This is a genomic window from uncultured Holdemanella sp. (assembly GCF_934772795.1).
Lineage (GTDB): Bacteria > Bacillota_I > Bacilli_A > Erysipelotrichales > Erysipelotrichaceae > Holdemanella.
Map to the genome: position 1 here is coordinate 1 of NZ_CAKVMR010000009.1, position 21,529 is coordinate 21,529.

17 protein-coding genes and 1 other annotated feature are annotated in these 21,529 nt (G+C 34.1%); of the genes, 10 read left to right on the forward strand and 7 right to left on the reverse strand.

Translation table 11 applies throughout. The features are described 5' to 3' along the window. Positions 1-118 precede the first annotated feature (118 nt). The 3 genes from Q0F04_RS03115 to Q0F04_RS03125 are packed head-to-tail and all read left to right on the forward strand — an operon-like array spanning position 119 to position 2,056. On the forward strand, positions 119-529 hold the full coding sequence (locus Q0F04_RS03115; RefSeq protein WP_295750018.1) for a gamma-glutamylcyclotransferase family protein: 411 nt from the start codon (positions 119-121) through the stop codon (positions 527-529). A gap of 53 nt (positions 530-582) precedes the next feature. Further along, positions 583-1,167 carry a hypothetical protein gene (locus Q0F04_RS03120; protein WP_295750021.1) on the forward strand — a complete coding sequence of 195 codons (585 nt, stop codon included), beginning with the start codon at positions 583-585 and terminating at the stop codon, positions 1,165-1,167. Further along, complete coding sequence (locus tag Q0F04_RS03125) at positions 1,157-2,056, forward strand: 2-dehydropantoate 2-reductase (protein ID WP_295750024.1); 900 nt, start codon at positions 1,157-1,159, stop codon at positions 2,054-2,056. Before Q0F04_RS03120 ends, Q0F04_RS03125 begins: the two co-directional genes overlap by 11 nt. Before the next feature lie 14 nt (positions 2,057-2,070). On the opposite strand, the gene Q0F04_RS03130 is transcribed toward Q0F04_RS03125, so the two are convergent. Together Q0F04_RS03130 and Q0F04_RS03135 are read right to left on the reverse strand one after the other, a co-directional pair. After that, on the reverse strand, positions 2,071-2,988 hold the full coding sequence (locus Q0F04_RS03130) for an ATP-binding protein (RefSeq protein WP_295750027.1): 918 nt from the start codon (positions 2,986-2,988) through the stop codon (positions 2,071-2,073). A gap of 77 nt (positions 2,989-3,065) precedes the next feature. Then, positions 3,066-4,562 carry a carboxypeptidase M32 gene (locus Q0F04_RS03135; RefSeq protein ID WP_295750030.1) on the reverse strand — a complete coding sequence of 499 codons (1,497 nt, stop codon included), beginning with the start codon at positions 4,560-4,562 and terminating at the stop codon, positions 3,066-3,068. A 107-nt stretch (positions 4,563-4,669) separates the two neighbouring features. Here Q0F04_RS03135 and Q0F04_RS03140 point away from each other — a divergent pair, with 107 nt between their 5' ends. The 7 genes from Q0F04_RS03140 (at position 4,670) to Q0F04_RS03170 (ending at position 13,516) form a co-directional block, all read left to right on the forward strand. Continuing rightward, positions 4,670-5,170, forward strand: a complete 501-nt coding sequence (locus Q0F04_RS03140) for a nitroreductase family protein (RefSeq protein ID WP_295750034.1) — start codon at positions 4,670-4,672, stop codon at positions 5,168-5,170. Further along, a complete protein-coding gene (locus tag Q0F04_RS03145) occupies positions 5,157-5,666 on the forward strand; it encodes a GNAT family N-acetyltransferase (protein ID WP_295750037.1) in 510 nt (169 codons plus the stop codon). Before Q0F04_RS03140 ends, Q0F04_RS03145 begins: the two co-directional genes overlap by 14 nt. 402 nt (positions 5,667-6,068) lie before the next feature. Then, positions 6,069-6,314: a binding site (T-box leader), on the forward strand. Positions 6,315-6,400: 86 nt separating this feature from the next. Next, a complete protein-coding gene (locus Q0F04_RS03150; protein ID WP_295750041.1) occupies positions 6,401-7,261 on the forward strand; it encodes a MetQ/NlpA family ABC transporter substrate-binding protein in 861 nt (286 codons plus the stop codon). Positions 7,262-7,343: 82 nt separating this feature from the next. Next, positions 7,344-8,309 (forward strand): methionine ABC transporter ATP-binding protein, encoded by a 966-nt coding sequence (locus Q0F04_RS03155; protein ID WP_295750045.1) that lies wholly within the window; start codon positions 7,344-7,346, stop codon positions 8,307-8,309. 2 nt (positions 8,310-8,311) lie between these two features. Next, entirely contained in the window at positions 8,312-8,947 is a 636-nt protein-coding gene (locus tag Q0F04_RS03160; protein WP_040466373.1) for a methionine ABC transporter permease, read from the forward strand. 246 nt (positions 8,948-9,193) lie between these two features. After that, positions 9,194-10,225 carry a 3-deoxy-7-phosphoheptulonate synthase gene (locus tag Q0F04_RS03165; RefSeq protein WP_366510366.1) on the forward strand — a complete coding sequence of 344 codons (1,032 nt, stop codon included), beginning with the start codon at positions 9,194-9,196 and terminating at the stop codon, positions 10,223-10,225. A 96-nt stretch (positions 10,226-10,321) separates the two neighbouring features. Then, positions 10,322-13,516 (forward strand): PAS domain-containing hybrid sensor histidine kinase/response regulator, encoded by a 3,195-nt coding sequence (locus Q0F04_RS03170; protein WP_295750055.1) that lies wholly within the window; start codon positions 10,322-10,324, stop codon positions 13,514-13,516. A gap of 233 nt (positions 13,517-13,749) precedes the next feature. Here Q0F04_RS03170 and Q0F04_RS03175 read toward each other — a convergent pair whose 3' ends face one another. From Q0F04_RS03175 to Q0F04_RS03195, 5 genes are all read right to left on the reverse strand, one after another. After that, positions 13,750-15,051, reverse strand: a complete 1,302-nt coding sequence (locus Q0F04_RS03175) for an ATP-binding protein (protein WP_295750058.1) — start codon at positions 15,049-15,051, stop codon at positions 13,750-13,752. Between the two features lie 148 nt (positions 15,052-15,199). After that, positions 15,200-17,071: an ATP-dependent zinc metalloprotease FtsH gene (ftsH, locus tag Q0F04_RS03180; protein ID WP_295750061.1), complete on the reverse strand. Its 1,872-nt coding sequence runs from the start codon at positions 17,069-17,071 to the stop codon at positions 15,200-15,202. Between the two features lie 120 nt (positions 17,072-17,191). After that, complete coding sequence (locus tag Q0F04_RS03185) at positions 17,192-18,028, reverse strand: PRD domain-containing protein (protein ID WP_295750064.1); 837 nt, start codon at positions 18,026-18,028, stop codon at positions 17,192-17,194. Between the two features lie 18 nt (positions 18,029-18,046). Further along, positions 18,047-19,459 (reverse strand): glycoside hydrolase family 1 protein, encoded by a 1,413-nt coding sequence (locus tag Q0F04_RS03190; protein ID WP_295750066.1) that lies wholly within the window; start codon positions 19,457-19,459, stop codon positions 18,047-18,049. 10 nt (positions 19,460-19,469) lie between these two features. Then, positions 19,470-21,305 (reverse strand): beta-glucoside-specific PTS transporter subunit IIABC, encoded by a 1,836-nt coding sequence (locus Q0F04_RS03195; protein WP_295750069.1) that lies wholly within the window; start codon positions 21,303-21,305, stop codon positions 19,470-19,472. Positions 21,306-21,529: the final 224 nt, after the last annotated feature.

Sequence of the window (21,529 nt, forward strand, 5' to 3'; positions counted from 1 at the left end):
TTCATTTCGAAAATTGCCTATATACAATAAAAAGCCTATTTCCTTACGTAAAGGTATAGGCTTTTGTCAACAATCTGTATAGGATGATTCGTCATCCTATTTTCTTTAGGAGAAAGATATGTATTATATTGCGTATGGAAGTAATTTAAATAAGGAAGAAATGAAAAGTCGTTGTAAAGATGCAAAGTTTGTATCTTTGGCAAGACTTGAAGACTATACACTAACCTATCGTGGAAATCCTGGACGAGCGTATTTAACGGTTGATAAGAAAAAAGGGGATTTTGTTCGTGTAGCGGTATGGGATGTGAGTGAAAGTGATAAGAAAAGTCTAGATGAATATGAGGATTATCCATATTTGTATGATTGTTTTGAAGAAAAGGTATTATTAGAAAACAATGAAACAATGACTGGCTTTATCTACAGAATGTATGATCATTTCCCTATATGTAAACCTAGTGATTCGTATATGGAACGTTGTAAACAAGGCTATCGTGATATGGGTTGGGATGCTTCAATTTTAGATTTTTAATGAATTTTAAAGCTTGATGTGGCATAATAAAAGGAAAATAAGGGGACTTTAAAATGAAAAATTGGAGATACTTAATTTTAAGTTTAGTTTTATCCTTGTTCATTCATTATTACGTCACAGCTGTTTTAATGGAAATTTTTGGCATGGGATGGTATCCAATTCAATTTGTCGTATGGTGCATTGAATTGGTCGTTATATATGATGCGTTGATGTTTTTCACGAAAAACTGGAACGTGAAACATCGAGCGATGTTTTTCTTTGTATACTATTTATTTTTGATCATTGCCCTATTGATTCGCTATGATCAAGGCATTAGTATTATTCAATTGAATCCTTTCGCATGTCTTAGAGAAATCTATTATGGTTCTTGGACAGAATGGATCGTATTCGCATTTAATATCGGCTACTTTATGTTTATGCCATGGGTGAATGGCCTATTTATTTCATCAAACAAGGAAAACTTTATTGTTTCGGTATTCATTGGCTTTCTATGTGAATTTATGCAGTTGATCTTTCATAGAGGTGTATTTGATTTAGGGGATATCTCTCTATATGTAGTTGGAATCTTGTTAGGTCTATATATAAAAGATAAATACCATGGTCATTTAAAAGGAAAGAGTGAAGTACATGACAATTAAATCGGTAGCGATATTAGGGGCTGGAGCAGTAGGCTCCTATTGTATTTATGGATTATCAAAGTGCGATATACAGTTGAGTGTAGTCGCAAAAGATGAACGATATGAAAAATTAAAAAAGAATGGTTGTTTAATCAATGGTGTCATTTATCGTCCAGAAGTATTAACACCCAAAGAAGCTCATGGTGTAGATCTACTCATTGTATGTTTAAAATATAATGCTTTACCAAATGCTTTAGAAGATATTCAACAAATTGTGGATGAACATACTTTAGTCATGTCTTTAATGAATGGTGTGGATAGTGAACAAATTATTGGGAATCAGATTGGTATGCAGCATATGGTATATTCATTAGTTAAAGTTGCCAGTCATAAAGAAGGTAATGGATATGTATTTGATCCAGAAACAACGATTGGAATTGTACTTGAGGAAAATGAAGAAGTTAATCAATTGTTCAGACAAAGTGATTTCCACTATCGAATGACTTCCTATATTCAGGAAGAAATATGGAGTAAGTTTCGTTTAAATGTAACGAAAAACTTACCTCAAGCTATTCTTGGAGCAGGAGTTGGATGCTACTCGGATAGTATACATATGAAAGCTATACAGTCTGGATTAAAGGATGAATTGGAAGCTATCGCCAAAGCTAAAGGTATAGATATGTCAAAGGCGGATCCAAGTGCTACTCGTGGTAGTGCAGTACCTAAAACAGCCAGATATTCTACTCTACAGGATTTGGATGCCAAAAGACATACGGAAATTGATATGTTTTCGGGTGCAATAATGAAGATGGGAAAAGAATTGAATATTCCAACACCTTATAATGAATTTGTATATCATATCATCAAGGCTATGGAAGAAAAGAATGATGGCTTGTTTGATTATAAATAAAGAGAAGTGAATAATCACTTCTTTTCATTTAGGATATAAAATGTATTTTTGCCTTTACCATGTTGAGAGATTTGCCCCTCTTCTTTCATTCTGTTTAAAATGCGTCCACAAGTTGTTTGAGAAAGGTTAAATGTATCTTGAACATCTTTGCGAGTGAATTGGGTGTGTGTTTTCGCAAACTCTAATATTTTGTTTTCAGGACAATCATAAATTATTGTATCTTCCATAATTTTAATACTCTTCTTTTGATAATTTAGATTAGGAAGAATGATTTTAAAGGCATTTTCTGTTGTCACAAATTGAGGCTTGATTTTAGACTCTGAATACGAATCAAGAATCTTTTGAATTCCAGTACCATAAGCTTCAATGAGTTTTAACCGATAAAAGATATTTGCGAGTTTAGGATTTCGACAAACAGAAATACCAAGTTGAATGTCTTCTAAAGTAATTCCTTTTAATAAGCCTCCTATTGAAGTAAATTCGATCTGGTCTGTATACATACGAATGAAGGAACTTGCACTATATGAATATTCACGATGAATAATTAGGTTCAACAAAGCTTCTCTTATAGCTACTTCTGGATAATCTCTTTTATCAATTCTTTTCAATCCCGAAAAGTTGGAATGTTTTTGATTTCTAAAATCAATATAAGAATATACTTCGTGCATTTGTTTGAATAATGAACCTGTAAATTCATTTCGATCTTGAAAAACATTCTGTGTTTCTCCATTAAAAACTGCAACTTTAATAGTATGTTTACACTGGTCTGATAAAAGTAGTCCCAAATTCGTGTAAATACCATCTTGATTTTGAATGCCTAAGTTCTTTTCTTTAAATGGAATGTTTGATTCATCAAATTCAGTCTTGGCAGAAAGAAATGTCAAGTCTTGTTCTAGAGAACGCATTTTTTCAAAGCTTTCTTGAAATGTCATAAATAAAGCTCCTTTCTACCCATATACTAACCATTCTTATCAATAAGAAAAGAAGTGATGTTACTCACTTCTCCTTGTTAGTCTAGATTGTATAATTTCTTGTATTTTTTGATTAAATAATCTGTGTAGTAATCTGGATTGAATGGTTCTCCACTTACCTCTTCTACGATTTCAGCCATAGATTTACTTGCGGCATAATGGTGTACATTGTCTTTTAGCCAGTCTGTAATCTTTTCGAAGTGGTTTGTGAGTAGGGCTTCTTCTACATCAAATTGTTTTTCCATTGTTGCATATAATTGTGCAGCATAAGCACTACCCAATGCGTATGTAGGGAAGTATCCTAAATAGCCTGTAGACCAGTGCATATCTTGTAAGACACCTTCTTTATAGTTTGCAGGACGAACACCTAAATATTCTTCATATTTATCAGCCCAAAGTTCTGGTAGCTTATCATAATCTACGTTGCCTTTCGCAATTTCTTTTTCGATTTCATAACGAACCATGATGTGTAATGGGTATGTTAATTCATCAGCTTCTGTACGAATTAAAGCACATTCTGTCTTATTGATCATATTGACTAATTCATCAACAGATACATCTTTAAATTCTGGGAATAGATTTGTCAATTGTTCATAGTTTGCTTGCCAGAATGCATGGCTTCTACCAACATGGTTTTCTAAGAAACGAGATTGCGATTCATGGGCAGCCGAACCAACGGCTTGTGTAAGCATTGTGCCTTCGAAAGCAGGATCCATTTGTAGTCCATAAAGGGCGTGTCCATATTCGTGTACAGTTGAAAGGATAGCACTTAAGAATTGGTCTGGATAATAGTGTGTTGTGATACGAGCATCGTTGCTTGAGAAGAAATCTGTGAATGGGTGTTCTGTAGTTGAAAGGTAGACTTTACCAAAATCAACTTTCATATATTCGCAAATAACATCCATAAATTTTTCTTGACGATCCAAATCATATGTTTCATGAAGTAAGTCATCATTGATTTGTGGTTTGTTTTGAATTTCATGAATCAAAGGAACTAATTTTTCCTTAACATTATTAAAGAATGCATCATATTTTTCTTGTGTCATACCCTTTTCATAACGGTCTAATAATACATCATACGCATTGTTTCCATTAAATTTAGGATCATATTCTAAAAGATGTAGTGTTTCTTTCATGATTGCCATTAAATGAGGCTTGAAGTGTTCGTAGTTATCCGCTTCTTTAGCTTCATGCCAAGCCAATTCACTGTCGGCTTTTACTTTTACATAGTCCGCATATACATCACTAGGGATATTTTCCGATTGAGCTAATGTTTCAAGACGATAATCGACTTCTTTCTTTTCTAAACTTCCTTCTGGCAATGTCTTTGCGTATTCCTTGATCTTTTTGATTGTTTCTGGATCATTTTCAATGATAAATGCTTGTTTAGATAGTCTAGACAACATTTCATTTGAATAAGGAATTCCTTTCTTAGGTGCAATTGTCATTTGTTCGAAATAAATTGTTGAGAATGCCAATGAGAAGGCATCTAATGTTCTTTCGTATTCTTGATAGAATGGTTCAAATTTTAACATGGTTAAATTCCTCCTTCTTGTATTGTAACACAAAGAAAAGAATAGTCAGTATGTAATGAAAGCGAATTTTCAAAAAAGTGATATAATACAAAAAAGGAGAAAAGAGTATGGACGCAATTTTTAATCGTACGAGTGTAAGAAAATATAAACAAGAATCTTTAAAAAAAGAAGAGATTGATTTAATTTTAAAGGCTGCATTTAGTGCACCAAGTGCAAGAAATAGTCAGCCTTGGCAGTTTATTGTCGTAGAAAATAAAGATACATTAAAGGATTTAAGTCAAATGACGCCTTATGCCTCCTTTCTAAAAGATGCGGCTATGGGAATCGTGGTTTGTGCTGATAAAAATAAGAATGATAGTTTGGATTATTGTCAACAAGACTTGGCGGCTGCAACAGAGAATATGTTGGTTGAAGCGAAAAGCTTGGGGATTGGTTCATGTTGGTTGGGTGTGTATCCAAATGAAGATCGTTATTTAGCTTTAAACCAATATTTTAAATTGCCTAAAGGAATTGTACCTATGTGGATGATTTCATTTGGTTATCCAGATCAAGAAGAGGTTGTAAAAGATAAATTTGATTCTTCAAAGGTGCATTATGAAAAGTATTAATATTGTAGAATGTAAAAATGATAGTGATTTAAAGGAAGTGGCTATTCTTGCCGAAAAGATTTGGCATGAATTCTTTCCTGGAATTATTTCAGAAGCACAGATTGATTATATGGTAGAACACTTTCAAAGTTTTGATGCCATGCAAGAACAAGTCAAACATCAACAATATCATTATCATAAGGTATATGATGGTAATGAATTGATTGGATATATTGGTTTACAAAATCAACCAGATCGTTTGTTCTTATCTAAATTGTATTTAAAAGATTCAGCTAGAGGAAAGCATTATGCGACTGAAATGTTTGAATATGTAAAGAAACAAGCCGAAAAGTATTGTTACCCATCTATTTATTTGACTTGCAACAAACACAATAAACATAGTCTAGATGTATATGAGAAGTTTGGTTTTCAATGGATCGATTCTGTACAGACAGATATAGGTAATGGCTTTATCATGGATGATTACATCTTAGAATATCGATTAGGGACATTTTAATAAGTGTCCTTTTTCTAGTTCGAAAATAATTTCTTCGTGATAGGCTACCAAACTCATCTAAGTATTTAATCGATATAAATAGTGTCAATAATTCTTTAAGAATCATGCATACCTAATTTACCTTAGATGAATTTGGTAACCTATCATGAAACAAATTTTTTAAAATTTACCGGATTTAATAAAGTTTGGCTTAACAGATACATCGGTGACTTGTTAATATAACTGACATTAATGACGTCTATTTAAAACTTATTGTATAGATGTATAAAAATTATGAGAAGTTGACGTGTTGAATGTGATTCAATAAGGAAATGAAAAAGTTTTCACAAAGAAAATGTAATATTTTTAATTTTTTGTTAATTACTTATTGCATTCATTTCTAGAAAGTGTAAAATAGTAACCATAAAAGCAACGAAGAGAAGAGTAACCAGGTTGGAACTTCAAAAGAGAGTCCCTGTATGCTGAGAGGGGATAAGGAAAGGTTTGGTGAACATGGTCTTGGAGCTGCGTGATCGATAGTGTAGATCACGACGGGCTGTCCCGTTACAGACATAGAGTATATCTGATGATATTCAGCGTACTTGAAGAGGAAATGATCGTGAGGTCATTTTAAAGTAAGGTGGTACAGCGTAATACTACGCCCTTATCTAAGGGGCGTAGTTTTTTGTTTCTAGAGCATGAAAGAATCACCTCGTCCTACTTCAAGCATTACAAGAAAACGGAGGAAAAGAAAAATGAAAAACGCAATCAGAACAATCGCAACAGTAGCATTAGCATTCGCATTAGTTGGCTGCTCATCCACATCTACAAAAACATCCGGTGAAGACAAGACAATCAAAGTTGGTGCGACTGCAGTACCACATGCTGAAATCTTGAATAATGTCGTAAAAGATGTTCTCGCAAAAGATGGCTGGACATTAGAAGTGACAGAATTTACAGATTACATTACACCAAATACAGCTTTGGAAGAAGGTTCTCTTGATGCGAACTACTTCCAGACACTAGGCTACATGAACGATCAGAATACTTCTAAGGGCCTTCATCTGGCTGCTGCAGTTGGTGTTCATATTGAACCAATGGGTATCTATTCTGCAACAGTAACAGATATCAAGGATCTCAAGGATGGCGCAACAATCTCCTTGCCAAATGATGCAGATAACTTAGATAGAGGTTTAAGAGTACTTGTTCAGGCTGGTTTATTAGAGGATCCAGGAACAGATGAATATGTAACTGAAACAACATTCAATGGAAATAAAGAACTCAACCCTCATAACTATGATATTCAGCCAGTGGAAGCTGCACAGGTTCCATTAACACTTGAAGATGTTGATGCAGTAGTCGCAAATGGTAACTATGCTTTAGAAGCTGATCTTCCAAGCAAGCACCCAGCAATCTATGTTGAACAGTTTGACCAGGAAACAAGTGTAAAGAGAACAAACTATGTTGTTGTAAAGGATGAAAATCTTGATACTAAAAAGACAAAAGCACTTGTAAAGGCTATTACATCTGATGAAGTAAAGTCATATATTGAAGATACATATAAGGGATCTGTGATTGCTTCCTTCATTGATACAGAAGGCAATCCAGTAGACTAATCAAAAAATTATAACAGTACAATCAGTAATATTCAGAGGGGAGACCCTCTGAATATTCGCGTAAATAGACAGGAGCGTAGAGATGATAAATCTTGTAAATGTAAGAAAGAGTTTTGGAGAACTTGAAGTATTAAAGGATATTAATCTCCAGATTCATGAAAAAGAAATCTATGGAATCATTGGACAGAGTGGTGCTGGTAAATCGACATTGCTTCGCTGTATCAATGGATTGGAAACATATGATAGTGGTACGATCACAGTAGATGGTACTGCAGTTGATGTAAATGATAAGAAGCAGTTACGCCAGCTGAGAAAAGATATGGGTATGATTTTCCAGAACTTCAATCTTCTTTCTAGATTGGATGTATATGACAATGTTGCATTGCCTCTTCGCTTCTGGAATGAAAATCCAAATACAGAAGAAAATAAAAAGAAAATTGAACATTTAATTGAACTTGTTGGCTTGAAAGATAAAATGCATGAACGTCCAGAAAATCTATCTGGTGGTCAGAAACAGAGAGTTGCGATTGCTAGAGCACTCGTGAATGATCCTAAGATCTTGCTTTGTGATGAAGCTACAAGTGCATTGGATCCTAGAATCACACATGGAATTCTTGAACTTTTAAAGCAGATCAATGAAGAACTTGGTATCACAATTGTTGTGGTTACACACCAGATGGAAGTTGTAAAACAGATTTGTCAAAGAGTAGCTTTTTTAAAGCATGGTGTTGTTTTGGCAGAGGGTAAACCAGAAGAGTTATTTGTGAAACCAACAGAAGATGTGAAGAAGTTCCTGGGTGAAGAAGGCCAGGTATTGCCAAAAGCGGGTGTGAATGTGCAGCTGTTCTTTACAGATGATTCTTCTGATGAACCTGTAATTACAGAAATGGCAAGAGAATTAGGCATTGATTTCTCTATCTGCTGGGCAAAACTAGAAGAGTTTAGAGAAAATGTATTTGGTTCGTTGATCTTGAATATTCAAGAAAAAGATAAAGAGCGTGTATTTCAGTTTTTGGAAAGTAAGAATGTTACTTGGGAGGTACTATGAGTATGTTAGATGTAATCTTAAAAGGAACATGGCAGACATTATACATGGTATTCTTCTCGACTTTAATTGCGGTTGTACTAGGTTTTATTCCTGCGGTAATTTTGACATTGACTGCTGAAGATGGATTGAAACCAAATCGTATTGTGTATGGAATTCTGGATGTGATTGTGAATGTATTCCGTTCATTTCCGTTCATTATCTTAATGGTAATTGTAATTCCAGTGACGCGTGTAATTGCTGGCAAATCTATTGGTACAACTGCGGCAATCGTTCCATTAACAATTTACGCAATTCCATTTATTGCACGTGTATTTGAAAATGCATTGAGAGAAACAGATGCGGGTGTGATTGAAGCAGCAAAATCATTTGGTGCTACGGATCTGCAAATTATTACAAAGGTATATTTTAAAGAATCTGTACCTAGACTATTAAATGGTATTGTTTTATTGATTATCAATATGGTTGGTGCGAGTGCAATGGCTGGTACACTTGGTGGTGGCGGTCTTGGAGATATCGCTATCCGAAAAGGATATCAGGCATATGATATTAGTTACCTTGTAGTGACGTCCATTGTATTGATTGTCATTGTTCAGCTTGTACAGGGTATTGGTAACGTTATTTACAAAAAGAAGGCTTAATTTTTTGGAAAAAATCTTGCATCATGTAAATGATGGGTGTACTTTTTTAACTGTCAAACTTGGGGTATTATACCGATAAAGGAATGGTTATGCAAATTTATTGGATTATTATGGTTTGGATGCTAAACATATCAAAGAATTTGTTGAATCACTAAAATAAGATGGAGCTTGACTTCATCTTTCTTTTTTTGAAAAAATATTTAGAATATGATATTGTCAAAGGGAGATTAAAGAGGGATGTTGAACATGGATATGAAGAAGATACAGGAGTTACCTACTCCAGAAGAATTAAAGAAGGAGTTTCCTTTACCTTATAAGGTGCAAAAAATTAAGAAACAAAGGGATCAAGAAATTGAAGATATTTTTACTGGAAAAGATGATCGTTTAATTTTAATTATTGGTCCTTGTAGTGCGGATCGTGAAGATGCGGTTTTAGATTATATGAATCGTTTGGCTATATTACAAGAAAAAGTAAAAGATAAGATTTTTATGATTCCACGTGTCTACACAAATAAACCTCGTACGAAGGGTGTTGGATATAAGGGGATGTTGCATCAGCCAGATCCACATGCCGAAGAGGATATGTTGAAGGGAATCATTGCGATTCGTAAATTACATACGGATGTAGTTACACAAACTGGTTTTACTTGTGCAGAAGAAATGTTGTATCCAGAAAATCACGCGTATTTATCCGATTTATTAGGTTATGTTGCGATTGGTGCAAGAAGTGTTGAAAATCAACAACATCGTATTGTAGCGAGTGGTGTGGGAATTCCTGCGGGTATGAAGAATCCTACAGGTGGAGATCTTACCGTTATGATGAATTCGATTGTAGCGGCTCAAGCCGATCAAAGATTTGTATATCGTGGTTGGGAAGTACAGACGGATGGTAATCCATTGGCTCATGCGATTTTAAGGGGTTATGTGGATAAGTTTAATCATGCGCATGCGAATTATCACTATGAAGATTTAATGGAATTGATTCATTTATATGAAAAGTCCGATTTAAAGAATCCAGCTTGTATTGTGGATTGTAATCACTCGAATTCAAATAAACAATATTTAGAACAGATTCGAATTGCGAAGGATGTTATGCATTCTAGAAGTAAGTCAGAAGATATCAAAAAGCTAGTGAAGGGCTTGATGATTGAGAGTTATTTAGAGGATGGAAATCAGCCAACCGATGGAGATGTATATGGAAAGTCAATCACGGATCCTTGTCTTGGTTGGGAAAAGACAGAACAATTGATTTTAGATTTGTATGACTTATGTGATTAGGGAGCGTTGAGCTTCCTTTTTCTTTTGGTTAGATTTAGATTTAAAAATATGAAATAGTCATTTATAATTGAAGTATCAATATGAGGAGGCCATATTATGAACCAACTTCTTCAAGAAAAAAGAGATGCTGAACAATTTTTGCGATTAATAGCACCTAAATACACAGGAATTTTCATTGTTGATCGAAGTACAGATTGTTTTCGTGATATTTTAGCTCCAGAATCATTTCGTGCTTTTGCCAAAGACACAAAAGGTTCCTATTCGGATGCGATGCAATTGTATCGAGATCAATACGTAGCTTGTGATTATAAAGAAGTGATTGATCGAGTCTTGGACTATGATTATGTATATAATATTTTAGCTTCTGGCAATCCAGTGAATGTTACGTATCGTAAAAAGGATGGGACTTTAATTCGTTTGAAAATTGATCGTTATAATGATGACGAGAATCTTTCTGTTTGGGTATATATAAATGAAGATAGTGATGATGCACTATATGGAGAGCTTGGTGAGGCTCGTTATCGCGTTCAATTTGATGATAATGAAAGGCCAGTAGAGTTTATAGGAAATGAAAGTCTATCTGAGATGCTTTATGGATTTAAAGATGAGACGCATATTCCATTTTCTATGTTGTGGCAACATATGCATCCTCAAGATATTGATCTTGTGAAAGAAGAGTTTGAAAATATTCATGATTCGAAAGATTCGACTGCAACATATGAGGTAGAGTATCGTCTTCAGAATAAAGACAAACAATATCGTTGGTATCGTGCGATTGGAAAGCCTGTTTTAAATGAAAAAGGAAAGATTGTGAGTGTATGTGGCTTCTTTATTGATATTCATAAACATAAAGAGAAAACACTGCTTCAACAACGTTTTATTTCTGGATTAAGCCATGAATATGTCACTGTATGGATGGTCAATCAGGATTTGACGGTGGAGTTGTGTCAACAGTCAAAAAAAGGCAATCATATTTCTCAAGAGGCAATTGAAAAATTTGCCAAAGAAAATAATTACCAAAAGAGCATGGAGAAATATGCATTACACTATGTGTGTAAAGAAGATCAAGAGGAATTCTTAAAACGAGTGGATTATCGCGTTGTTCGTGAACGAATTAAGAAAGAAAAAGTATATCCTGTTGTTTTTCAAAGAGAATATAATGGGGATGTAGATTACTTCCAGGTTTGTTTTGCCCAAATATCTGAAGAGACAGATGATTTTGTGTTGGGATTTAAATTGGTGAATGATATTGTCCAACAGGAAAAAGAAAGAAATGATCGATTGGAAGAAGAGAAACAAATTCTAGAAAGTCTAAGCTCTGACTTTACGGCTATCTATTATTTGGAAGTTAACAGTGGTAAATTTGAACCTGTTCATATTCGAGATAAAACGAATGCGAGTGAATTGATCAAAAATTATTTGGAATATAAGGACTTTTATGAATATACGTATCAATATGCGATGAAATATATTCCTAAAGATGAGCAGCCTGAATTTTTATGGTGGTTTTCAAAAGAAAATTTAAAGATGTTGTTAAAGAATCAAGCGAGTCTTACGCAGCATTATCATAGTTATCCAAATGCGCAGAATCATCAATATTTTGAAACAAAAGTAGTTAAAGTAAGTGAAGATGAAGAGTCGTGTCACGTATTATTAGGATTCCGTTATATTGATGATATTATTGAGAAGGAAAGAGCGGCTCAGAAAAGGTTGCAGGATGCCTTAGAAGAGACGAAGAGAAGTAATGAAACGATTTCTACCATTGCGAAAAGTTATAGTTCAATTTATCAATTGGATTTAGAAACAGATACATATGAAAGAATTTCTGGAAGTGAGATTATTCCTAAGTCGGGTTGTGCATCTAAAAGGATGTATGAGGTTTGCGAACAAGAGGTTGCACCAGAATATCGAAATATCATACATCAATTTGTGGATATAAAAACATTAGCTTCACGACTTGATAAAGAAGGTGATATTTTAGCTGAATATCGAATGGCAGATGGTAACTGGCATAAGTTGCGTTATATTGTTCGTAAAAGAGATGAGAATGGTAAGGTAACGCAGGCAATCGCAACCATTCGTACAATTAGCGAAACAAAGCGTAAAGAATTAAATTTATTCTTTGAGGCCGAACAGGCGAAGCGAGAAGCCAAAATAAAAACGCGTTTCTTACAGAATATGTCCCATGATATGCGTACGCCTTTAAATGGCATTTCTGGTATGCTTCATATGGCAGATCAAAATCCGGATGATTTAGAACTTCAAAAATCGACTCGAAATAAGATCCATCAGTCTTTAAATTATTTGATTTCTTTAGTCAATGACGTTTTGGATATGAACGATTTGGAAAGTGATCATTTTACAGAAGAAGAAGCGGATTTTGATGTAACTAAACTATTGGGAAACATGAATATAGAAGCGCAACAATTGGCACAAGATAAGAATATTCAATATATCTTGGATTGGTATGAAGGTCAGTTAAGTCATTCAAATTTTAGAGGATATCCAATCTATCTATCACGAATACTAATGATTGTTGTACAGAATGCCGTAAAGTTTACACCAGAAAATGGAGAAATCCATGTATGGATGAATGAAAAAATCATAGATGATTCGACATCGCTTTTAGAATTTAGCTGTAAAGATAATGGTATTGGAATGAGTCAAGATTTTATTAAACACGCCTTTGATTTATTTGCGCAGGAAAATAGTTCAAGTAGATCCACATATCAAGGTACAGGTCTAGGCTTGCCAATTGCCAAAAAGCTCGTGGATTACATGCATGGAAAAATCCACTTGGAAAGTGAAAAGGGAGTAGGTACAACTGTTACAATTCAGATTCCTTTTAAGTTAGGAAAGCCAATTGAAAACAAGGCTAAATTTACAGAATCAGTTTCTTTAGAAGGATTACATGCACTTGTGGCTGAAGATAATGATTTGAATATGGAAATCGTTAAATATATGTTAGAACGAAATGGTATTCAAGTTACATGTGCTAAGGATGGACTAGAAGTCGTAAGTTTATTTGAGCAGAGTCAAATAAATGAGTTTGATTTTATTTTAATGGATATCATGATGCCAAAACTAAATGGTTTAGATGCGACAAGAAAGATTCGTTCATTAAAACGAGCAGATGCCAAAGAAATACCAATCATTGCGATGAGTGCCAATGCATTTGTGGAAGATATGCTCAATAGTAAAATTGCGGGCATGAATATGCATTTGGCTAAGCCTTTGGATGAAACAAAGTTAATGGAAGCTTTAAAACAATGTAAAAAGGGTGAAGAGTAAATGATATCCTTCTATTTTATGCATTACGCACAAGATTAGATGTTTGTGATGAAGAAATAAGAGATAATTATCCAAAATATGTGGTTACTTTAGATGAATTATCAACAGGCAATATAGAAGGCGTAAAAATAATATACTTGGCTGATTTTCTTTTAAAAGAAGAATATTAAAAATGCAGGGCTTTCAACCCTGCATTTGCTATAATATAATATCAAAACTTGTAATATATTATATTAAAGAACATTGTCTGATAATAAAAAATCAATTAGGCCAATGTTTAAAATTCCATTTTCATCATAAAAACGTTTACGAATATCTCTTCTGACAATAATTTTTGGAAAACTGTCTCCAGTAATGTTTAGTGAACGTGATTCAGAATATACTTTCTCTTCATTTTCCATTGCATAAGCGGATTGAATATAATATTTTTTCATTCCTTTTTGAATAATAAAGTCGATTTCTCTAGCTACTTTTCGATAGTTTCCTTTTTCCGTTTTAATGTTTTCGTAGACTACGCCCACATCGATTTTAAATCCACGAATGATTAATTCATTGTATAAGATATTTTCCATAATGTGCGGCATTTCAATTTGTCGAAAGCCGGTTCTTGCATTCCGCAATCCTATATCTTCGCAATAGTATTTTTTTGGGAAATCTAAATAAGATTTTCCTTTTACATCAAACCGCAAAGCCTCTTTAAAAAGAAAAGAATCTTCTAAAAAATTAATATATTTATTAATTGTGGGGAGATAAACAATATCTTTTCCGCTGCGTTGTTGTTTGGAATTGATAGCTTTAGTGATTTTAGATGGATTTGTTAAAGAACCTACAGACGAGCATAATAAATCAATAATAGAACTTAAAATATCTTCTCTTTCAATATGTTTGCGTTCTACAATATCTCGAATATACACTTCTTTAAATAAGTTTTCTAGATATTCAATCTTGGAGGTTTCGTCTTGTTTTGTGAGTAGAAAAGGCATTCCACCATAAAACGAATAATTATCAAATGCCTCCTCTTTATCTCCACCAACAAATGAATAATATTCCGAAAAGGAGAAAGGATGAATTTTTATTTCATCACTACGACCTCTAAACTCCGTTAAGATATCATTAGAAAGCATTTTAGAATTGCTGCCAGTTACATAAATATCCAAATTTGATAGTTCTTTTAAGTCGTTTAACATATCATAGAAAGAAATTTTTTTTCCTTTTGGATTATAAGGATTATTTACTTCATCGGACATTTGTACTTCATCAATGAATAGATAATATTGTTGTGCCGTATTGTCAACAATATTATGGATTTTCTTTGAAAGTTCAATGGGGTTTCGATATTGAATGTCTTTCATCTGATCCAATTCAAAAGTGATAATTTGTTGGTTATCAATGCCGTTTTCTAATAGATAATTTTTAAAAAGATGGAAAAGTAGAAACGATTTTCCGCATCTTCTCAGGCCTGTGATGACTTTGATTTGTCCGTCATGTTGACAAGCAATCAATTTCTGTAAATATAGATTTCTTTGAATTTCCATAAATCCTCCTAGTATAAAGTAATATAAAAACTCGCAATATATTATATTAAAATTATACAATTTGATAAAACTTTTATCAAACGAAATATAATATAATGCAAAAACTCGCAATACATTATATTTAAAAAAGATGTGCATTACACACATCTTAATCTTTATTTGTTTGTGCTGGGATTTCAGCTGGTTTATTTAAGATATACATGAATTCTTCACCTGTAATGGTTTCTCTTTCATATAAGAATTTGGCAAGTTCATGTAGCTTCATCTTATTGTCTTTTAGAATTTGATAAGCTTCATCATGCGCTTTTTTAATTAATGCGATGGTTGCCTCATCAATCTTAGTAGCTGTTTCATTTGAACAAGCTAGAGATGTATCGCTACCTAAATATTGGTTATTTACTGTTTCTAAGGCTGTCATACCAAATTCATCCGACATACCTAGACGTGTAATCATGGCTCTAGCAAGTTTAGTAGCTTGTTCAATATCGTTGCTCGCACCACTTGTGATCGAATTGAAAATCAATTCTTCAGCACAACGACCACCAGTATACACCATAATTTTCTGGAAAGCTTCTTCTTTTGATAGTAGGTTTTGTTCATTTTCTTCTACTTGCATAGTGTAGCCTAAAGCCCCTTTTGTACGAGGAATAATTGTAATCTTATGAACAGGCGCTGTGTTTTTGCATTTGGCAGCTACTAGTGCATGTCCAATTTCATGATAAGAAACAATCATTCTTTCTCGATTTGAAATGACGGCACCCTTCTTTTGTTCACCTGCAATAACAATTTCAATGGCTTCTTCTAAGTCTTTTTGAACTACTGTTTTACGATGGTCACGAACCGCTAATAAAGCACCTTCATTAATAATGTTGGCAAGTTCTGCACCACTTGCTCCTGCACTAGCTCTAGCGATGACGTTAAAGTCAATGTTGTTTGAGCATTTGATATCTTTGGCATGTAATTTAAGAATGGCTTCACGACCTGCAAGATCTGGAAGTTCAACTGGGATTCTTCGATCAAATCGACCGGGACGCGTTAAAGCAGGATCTAATGAATCTGGACGGTTTGTAGCTGCAAGTAATACAACGCCTTTTGAACCATCAAATCCATCCATTTCAGCAAGTAACTGGTTTAATGTTTGTTCACGCTCATCATTACCGTTCATTCCTGCGCCATCACGTTTTTTACCGATGGTATCAATCTCATCAATAAATACAATACAAGGAGCTTTTTCACGAGCTTGTTTGAATAGATCACGTACTTTAGCGGCACCTCTACCGACAAACATTTCAACAAACTCACTACCGGAAATCGAGAAGAATGGAACACCTGCCTCACCCGCAACGGCTTTGGCAAGTAATGTTTTACCTGTTCCAGGAGGACCTACTAATAAGGCTCCTTTTGGCATCTTGGCACCAATCTCTTTATATTTTGCTGGATTGTTTAAGAAGTCGACAATTTCTTGTAGGTTTTCCTTCGCTTCTTCTTGTCCAGCAACATCTTTGAATGTTTTTCCAGTTTGTTCACCGACATAGACTTTGGCATTGCTCTTACCTAGATTGCCTAGACCAAAACCAGAGCCTTGTGAAAATGACATTTGATCATCTCCGCCCATTTTCTTCTGCATACGCTTAAACATCCATGCGCCAAATGCCCAGAAAATGATTAATGGTAAGAAAAAGGAAATTAAACTCGATAAAATTGGATTCATTTGTTCTTGGTAGACTTGTCCAAATTTAGCTCCGGATTTATCCAATCGATTGACTAAATCTGAATCGTTCATAACACCTGTTTTATAGGTCTTATCTGTTGAATCTTTCTTTAGTGTGTAATAAATATTGTGATCTTCAATTTGAACGGTATCTACTTTCTTTTCTTCAATTTTATTTAAGAAATCGGAATAATTCGTTGTTTCAAGCTTGGATTGTTGAAACATAGGGAATACGATAAAGTTTAAAGCCATAATGACAATCAATATGATCATGTAATATCTATATAAAGGCTTTTTTTGTTTGTTCATGAGTGTTCCTCCTTAATAAATTGATTACATTATACACCTTATTAGCACTTTGACAAGCAGAGTGCTACACATTCCATAATTCCACATAATTTAAAAGAAAAAGTATCGCATTTGCGATACTTATCGAGTAGTAATTCGTGTGATATGAACAATTAAATAAATCTTTTCATCACGTGTAATTTGTTTATGTAGTAATTTATCGATATATTTTTCGATTTGTTCGACACAATCCAATGCTGAAGAATTTTTGATTATATACGAATAATATATATCATCATTTTCATTTTCAAGCATTTTATCTTCTAAAAGTCGTTGTAAGAAAAACTGCATATGCACAACAAATCTTGAATAATGAAGGGAATCTTCATCGATTGTATAACCGTAATTTAATTGAATGATTTGGAAAATGTCTTTTAACATTTTAACCATCAACATACCATTCTCTGTTGAAAGATCATTCGATTTGATTTGTGCATTCACAAAGTGAAATGCGATATTTCCAGCTTCAGCCTCAGGAAGTTGAATGTTTAATGTTTCATTAATATAATCTACGGCATGTAGGCCAATCATAAATTCGTTGGGATAGAATTTTTGGATTTCCCACAACATTCTATTTTGTAGAATAATTCCTTTCTCATATCTTTCTACTGCATACAACAAGTGATCTAACAAGGTCACAAAGATTTGTTCGTTGAATGGAGAAGATATTTTAAGTTGAGCTGTTTCAATGATATGCTGCACAATTTCTAGATAGATGTCAGGTGCATTTTCTAAAACTTGAAGATATCCGCTTTTATTTGAGCCCTCTTGAAGAACATATGTTTTTTCAATGTCTTCTTTTTTAATTTCATCTCCGACCTTATAGTGAAAACGCAAACCTTTTCCCATCACGATCATTTCATCATGATTATCGTTCACTAGAAGCATATTGTTGTTTAGAAATTTTTCAATAATCATGTGAAGCACCTCTTATACTTAGATATTCTTTCCGTTTTCTTCGATGGTTTGTTTGTACCAATAGAAACTATCTTTTTTATAACGCTTTAATTCTTTTAAATCAAATTCATCACGATCCACGTAAATAAATCCATATCTTTTCTTATATCCCTGGTGTGTACTTACAACATCAATAGCCGCCCAAGGACAATAGCCAAGCATTTCAACACCATCTGTAATGGCTAAGCGCATCTGGTGAAGGTGCTTTTGAATAAAATCAATACGATATTGATCATGAATACATCCATCGGATTCCAATGTGTCATTGGCGCCAATTCCGTTTTCTGTGATTAGAATAGGAAGTTGGTAACGTTCGTATACCTTTCTTAAAGTATATCTGAATCCAACTGGATCAACAACCCATCCATATTGTGTTTTCTCTACATATGGATTTTCGCTTGGACGATATACACCTTGTTCACCTAACATAATTTGTTGATCACCGGCTCTTGCCGCTACATCCGAAGCATCACCCTTACTAGCAGCAATTGTTGCGGTTGAGTAATAGTTCATTGCGATAAAGTCTGGGTTTGCACCTTTTAATGTTTCAAAATCTCCATCTTGAATTTCTGGAGCAATATTACGATCTGTTAGGTAAGACCATGCCAAAGGGTGGTATTTTCCAAATGCACATACATCAACAAAGTTCCAACAACGTAATACTTCCCAGTTGTGAGCGGCAATCGCATCATTTGGATTACAAGTTGCAGGATACATAGCTGTTAAATTTAGTGCAGGACCTATTTTTCCTTCTGGAACCATATTATGGAACAATTTCATAACTTTTGCCTGGGCAAGCATCATATGGTGATTTTGTTGATACAAGTCTTTCTTTGATGGTAATTTTCCACCTTTAGGCAAACCAATCGCACCTGGATGTAAAATCATAGTGTTTTGTTCGTTGATTGTTAACCAATATTTTACTTTTGATCCAAAGTGGTCGAATAATACTTTGGCATATTCAACAAAAGCTTTGATTGTATCTCGGTTTAACCAGCCACCCTTTTCTTCTAGGCAGTAAGGTAAATCAAAATGATACATCGTAACAACAAGTTCGATGTTGTATTTTAAACACTCGTCAATGACATTGTTATAAAATTCGATGCCTTTTTCATTCACTTCACCCGTTCCGTTAGGTAAGATGCGTGTCCATGCGATTGAGAAGCGATAGGCTTTTAATCCCATTTGCGCAAATAGAGCAATATCTTCTTTATATCTATGATAATGATCAGATGCGACAGAAAAGTCAGCTACATCACTTGGATGTTCATACATATCAATGATAGATGGGCTTTTACCATCTTCTGCAACAGCACCTTCAACTTGGTAAGCTGAAGTGGATGCTCCCCACAAGAAATTTTGTGGGAAGTCTTTTAATTTAGAATAGTGCATGGTTTACCTCCTAGTCTAAAGAAATTAATTTGTTTCCGTGTTGAATTGTTGATTGGTTTTCAATTTGAATGGAATTAAAATCCTTTGAATTTGTGATGATAACAGGCGTTGTTGTGTCATAACCAGCTTCTTTGATTTTGTCTAAATCAAAGGTTAATAGTAATTGTCCCTTTTTAACTTCTTCATTCACCTTGATTTGAGGATCAAAATATTTTCCTTGTAGGTTTACAGTATCAATACCTACGTGCATTAAAATTTCAGTACCATTCTTTGATTTTAATCCAATCGCATGACCAGTAGGGAAACATACAGTGATTGTTCCATCACAAGGTGCATATAAGTTTCCTGTGCTAGGTTCAATTGCGATACCTTTTCCCATGATTTCTTGTGAGAATACATCATCATTTACTTCAGATAAAGGTTTTACAGTTCCATCGCAAGGTGCAGATACTTCATCTTTTGAAACAGCAGTAGAAATAGCTTCTTCTTGTGGTTCATCTTCTTTAAATCCTAGAATCCATGATGCGACAAATCCAACAACGAAAGAAATGATAATTGTGACAATGGCGTGTACTACGTTCATAGGGTTTTTACCAATAAATGCAGGGATGGCAGTTAATCCTGGAGAAACAAAGGCATAACGTACTAGACCTGTGATTCCAGCATAGATACCTCCGGCAGCTCCACCAATCATTGATGCGACAAATGGACGTTTTAATTTTAATAGGACACCATATAAACATGGTTCTGTAATACCCATAACAGCTGTAAATCCAGATGATGATGCGAGTGATTTTAAGTTTTCATCTTTTGCCTTTAATGCGACAGCCAAAGTAGCACCACCTTGTGCAATATTACTTGCCAACATACCAGGACCATTTACAATTTCATATCCAAGTGTAGAAATTTGACTTGTTGCGATTGGTGTCATAGCCCATGCAGTACCTGTTAGTGTTAAGAATGGTTGGAAGGCACCCATCAACATTGGAATTAACCAGCTTACGTGTGCATTTAAATAGTTAGCTCCAGATTGTACTAAATCATTTAATAAGTTACCTAATGGACCAACAATAATTAAGGCAATAGGAACAGAGATAAACATTACTAGTAGTGGTTTTAAGAAAAATTTGATGATAGATGGTGAATATTTTTCAGCAAACTTTTCAACATAAGACATAATCCATACGCTTAAAATAATAGGAATTACACTAGATGCATAGTCGACTAATACAACGGGAGCTCCAAAGAATGTTAATGGTTCACCGGCTGAAACTAGACTAGACCATGTTGGGTGTAAAAGAGCACATGCCATAGTCATTGCCATGATAGGGCTTGTTTTAAATTTTTGACTGGCTCCATACGCAAGAAGTACGGGCATAAAGTAGAATGGAGCATCTGAAATAAAGTTGATGATTTCATAGGTAGAACTTGCTTCATTTACTAAGTTAAATAAAACTAGGATAGATAGTACGGCTTTGATCATACCTCCACCAATTAAAGCAGGGATAACAGGTGTAAATGTTGTAGAAATAACACTGATAATACGGTTTACAACACTTCCTTTTTCTTCTTCAGCTTCTTCATGAGAAGTAGAAGGGACATCTTTCATTTGGGATTGAATAGCTCTAAAGACCGATTGTACTTCGTTGCCGATTACGATTTGGTATTGTCCACCTTTTTCTACGACGCTAATTACACCGTTTAATGATTCGATTTTCTTTGTGTTGACTTTATTCATATCATAGAATTCAAGTCTTAAACGAGTAGCACAATGTGTTAATTGTTTGATGTTGTCGATACCACCAATGTTTTGAATGATATCATTTCCTAATTGTTGATAATTCATATTCTCCTCTTTCCAGGCTTATGGCAATAAAAAAGACCAAGATAAAAGGAGCATTAAAAATGCAACTTAAATATCTTGGTCTTGCCTGCATTACCAGTAACAGCCTTTATTTACATGAGGGATGATAGCACAGGTAAAAACAAAATACAAGTACTTTTTTGAAATCCCTTTCATAAAAAGATGGAAAAATTGAGATGAGTAAATATTAAAAAATGGTATAATTA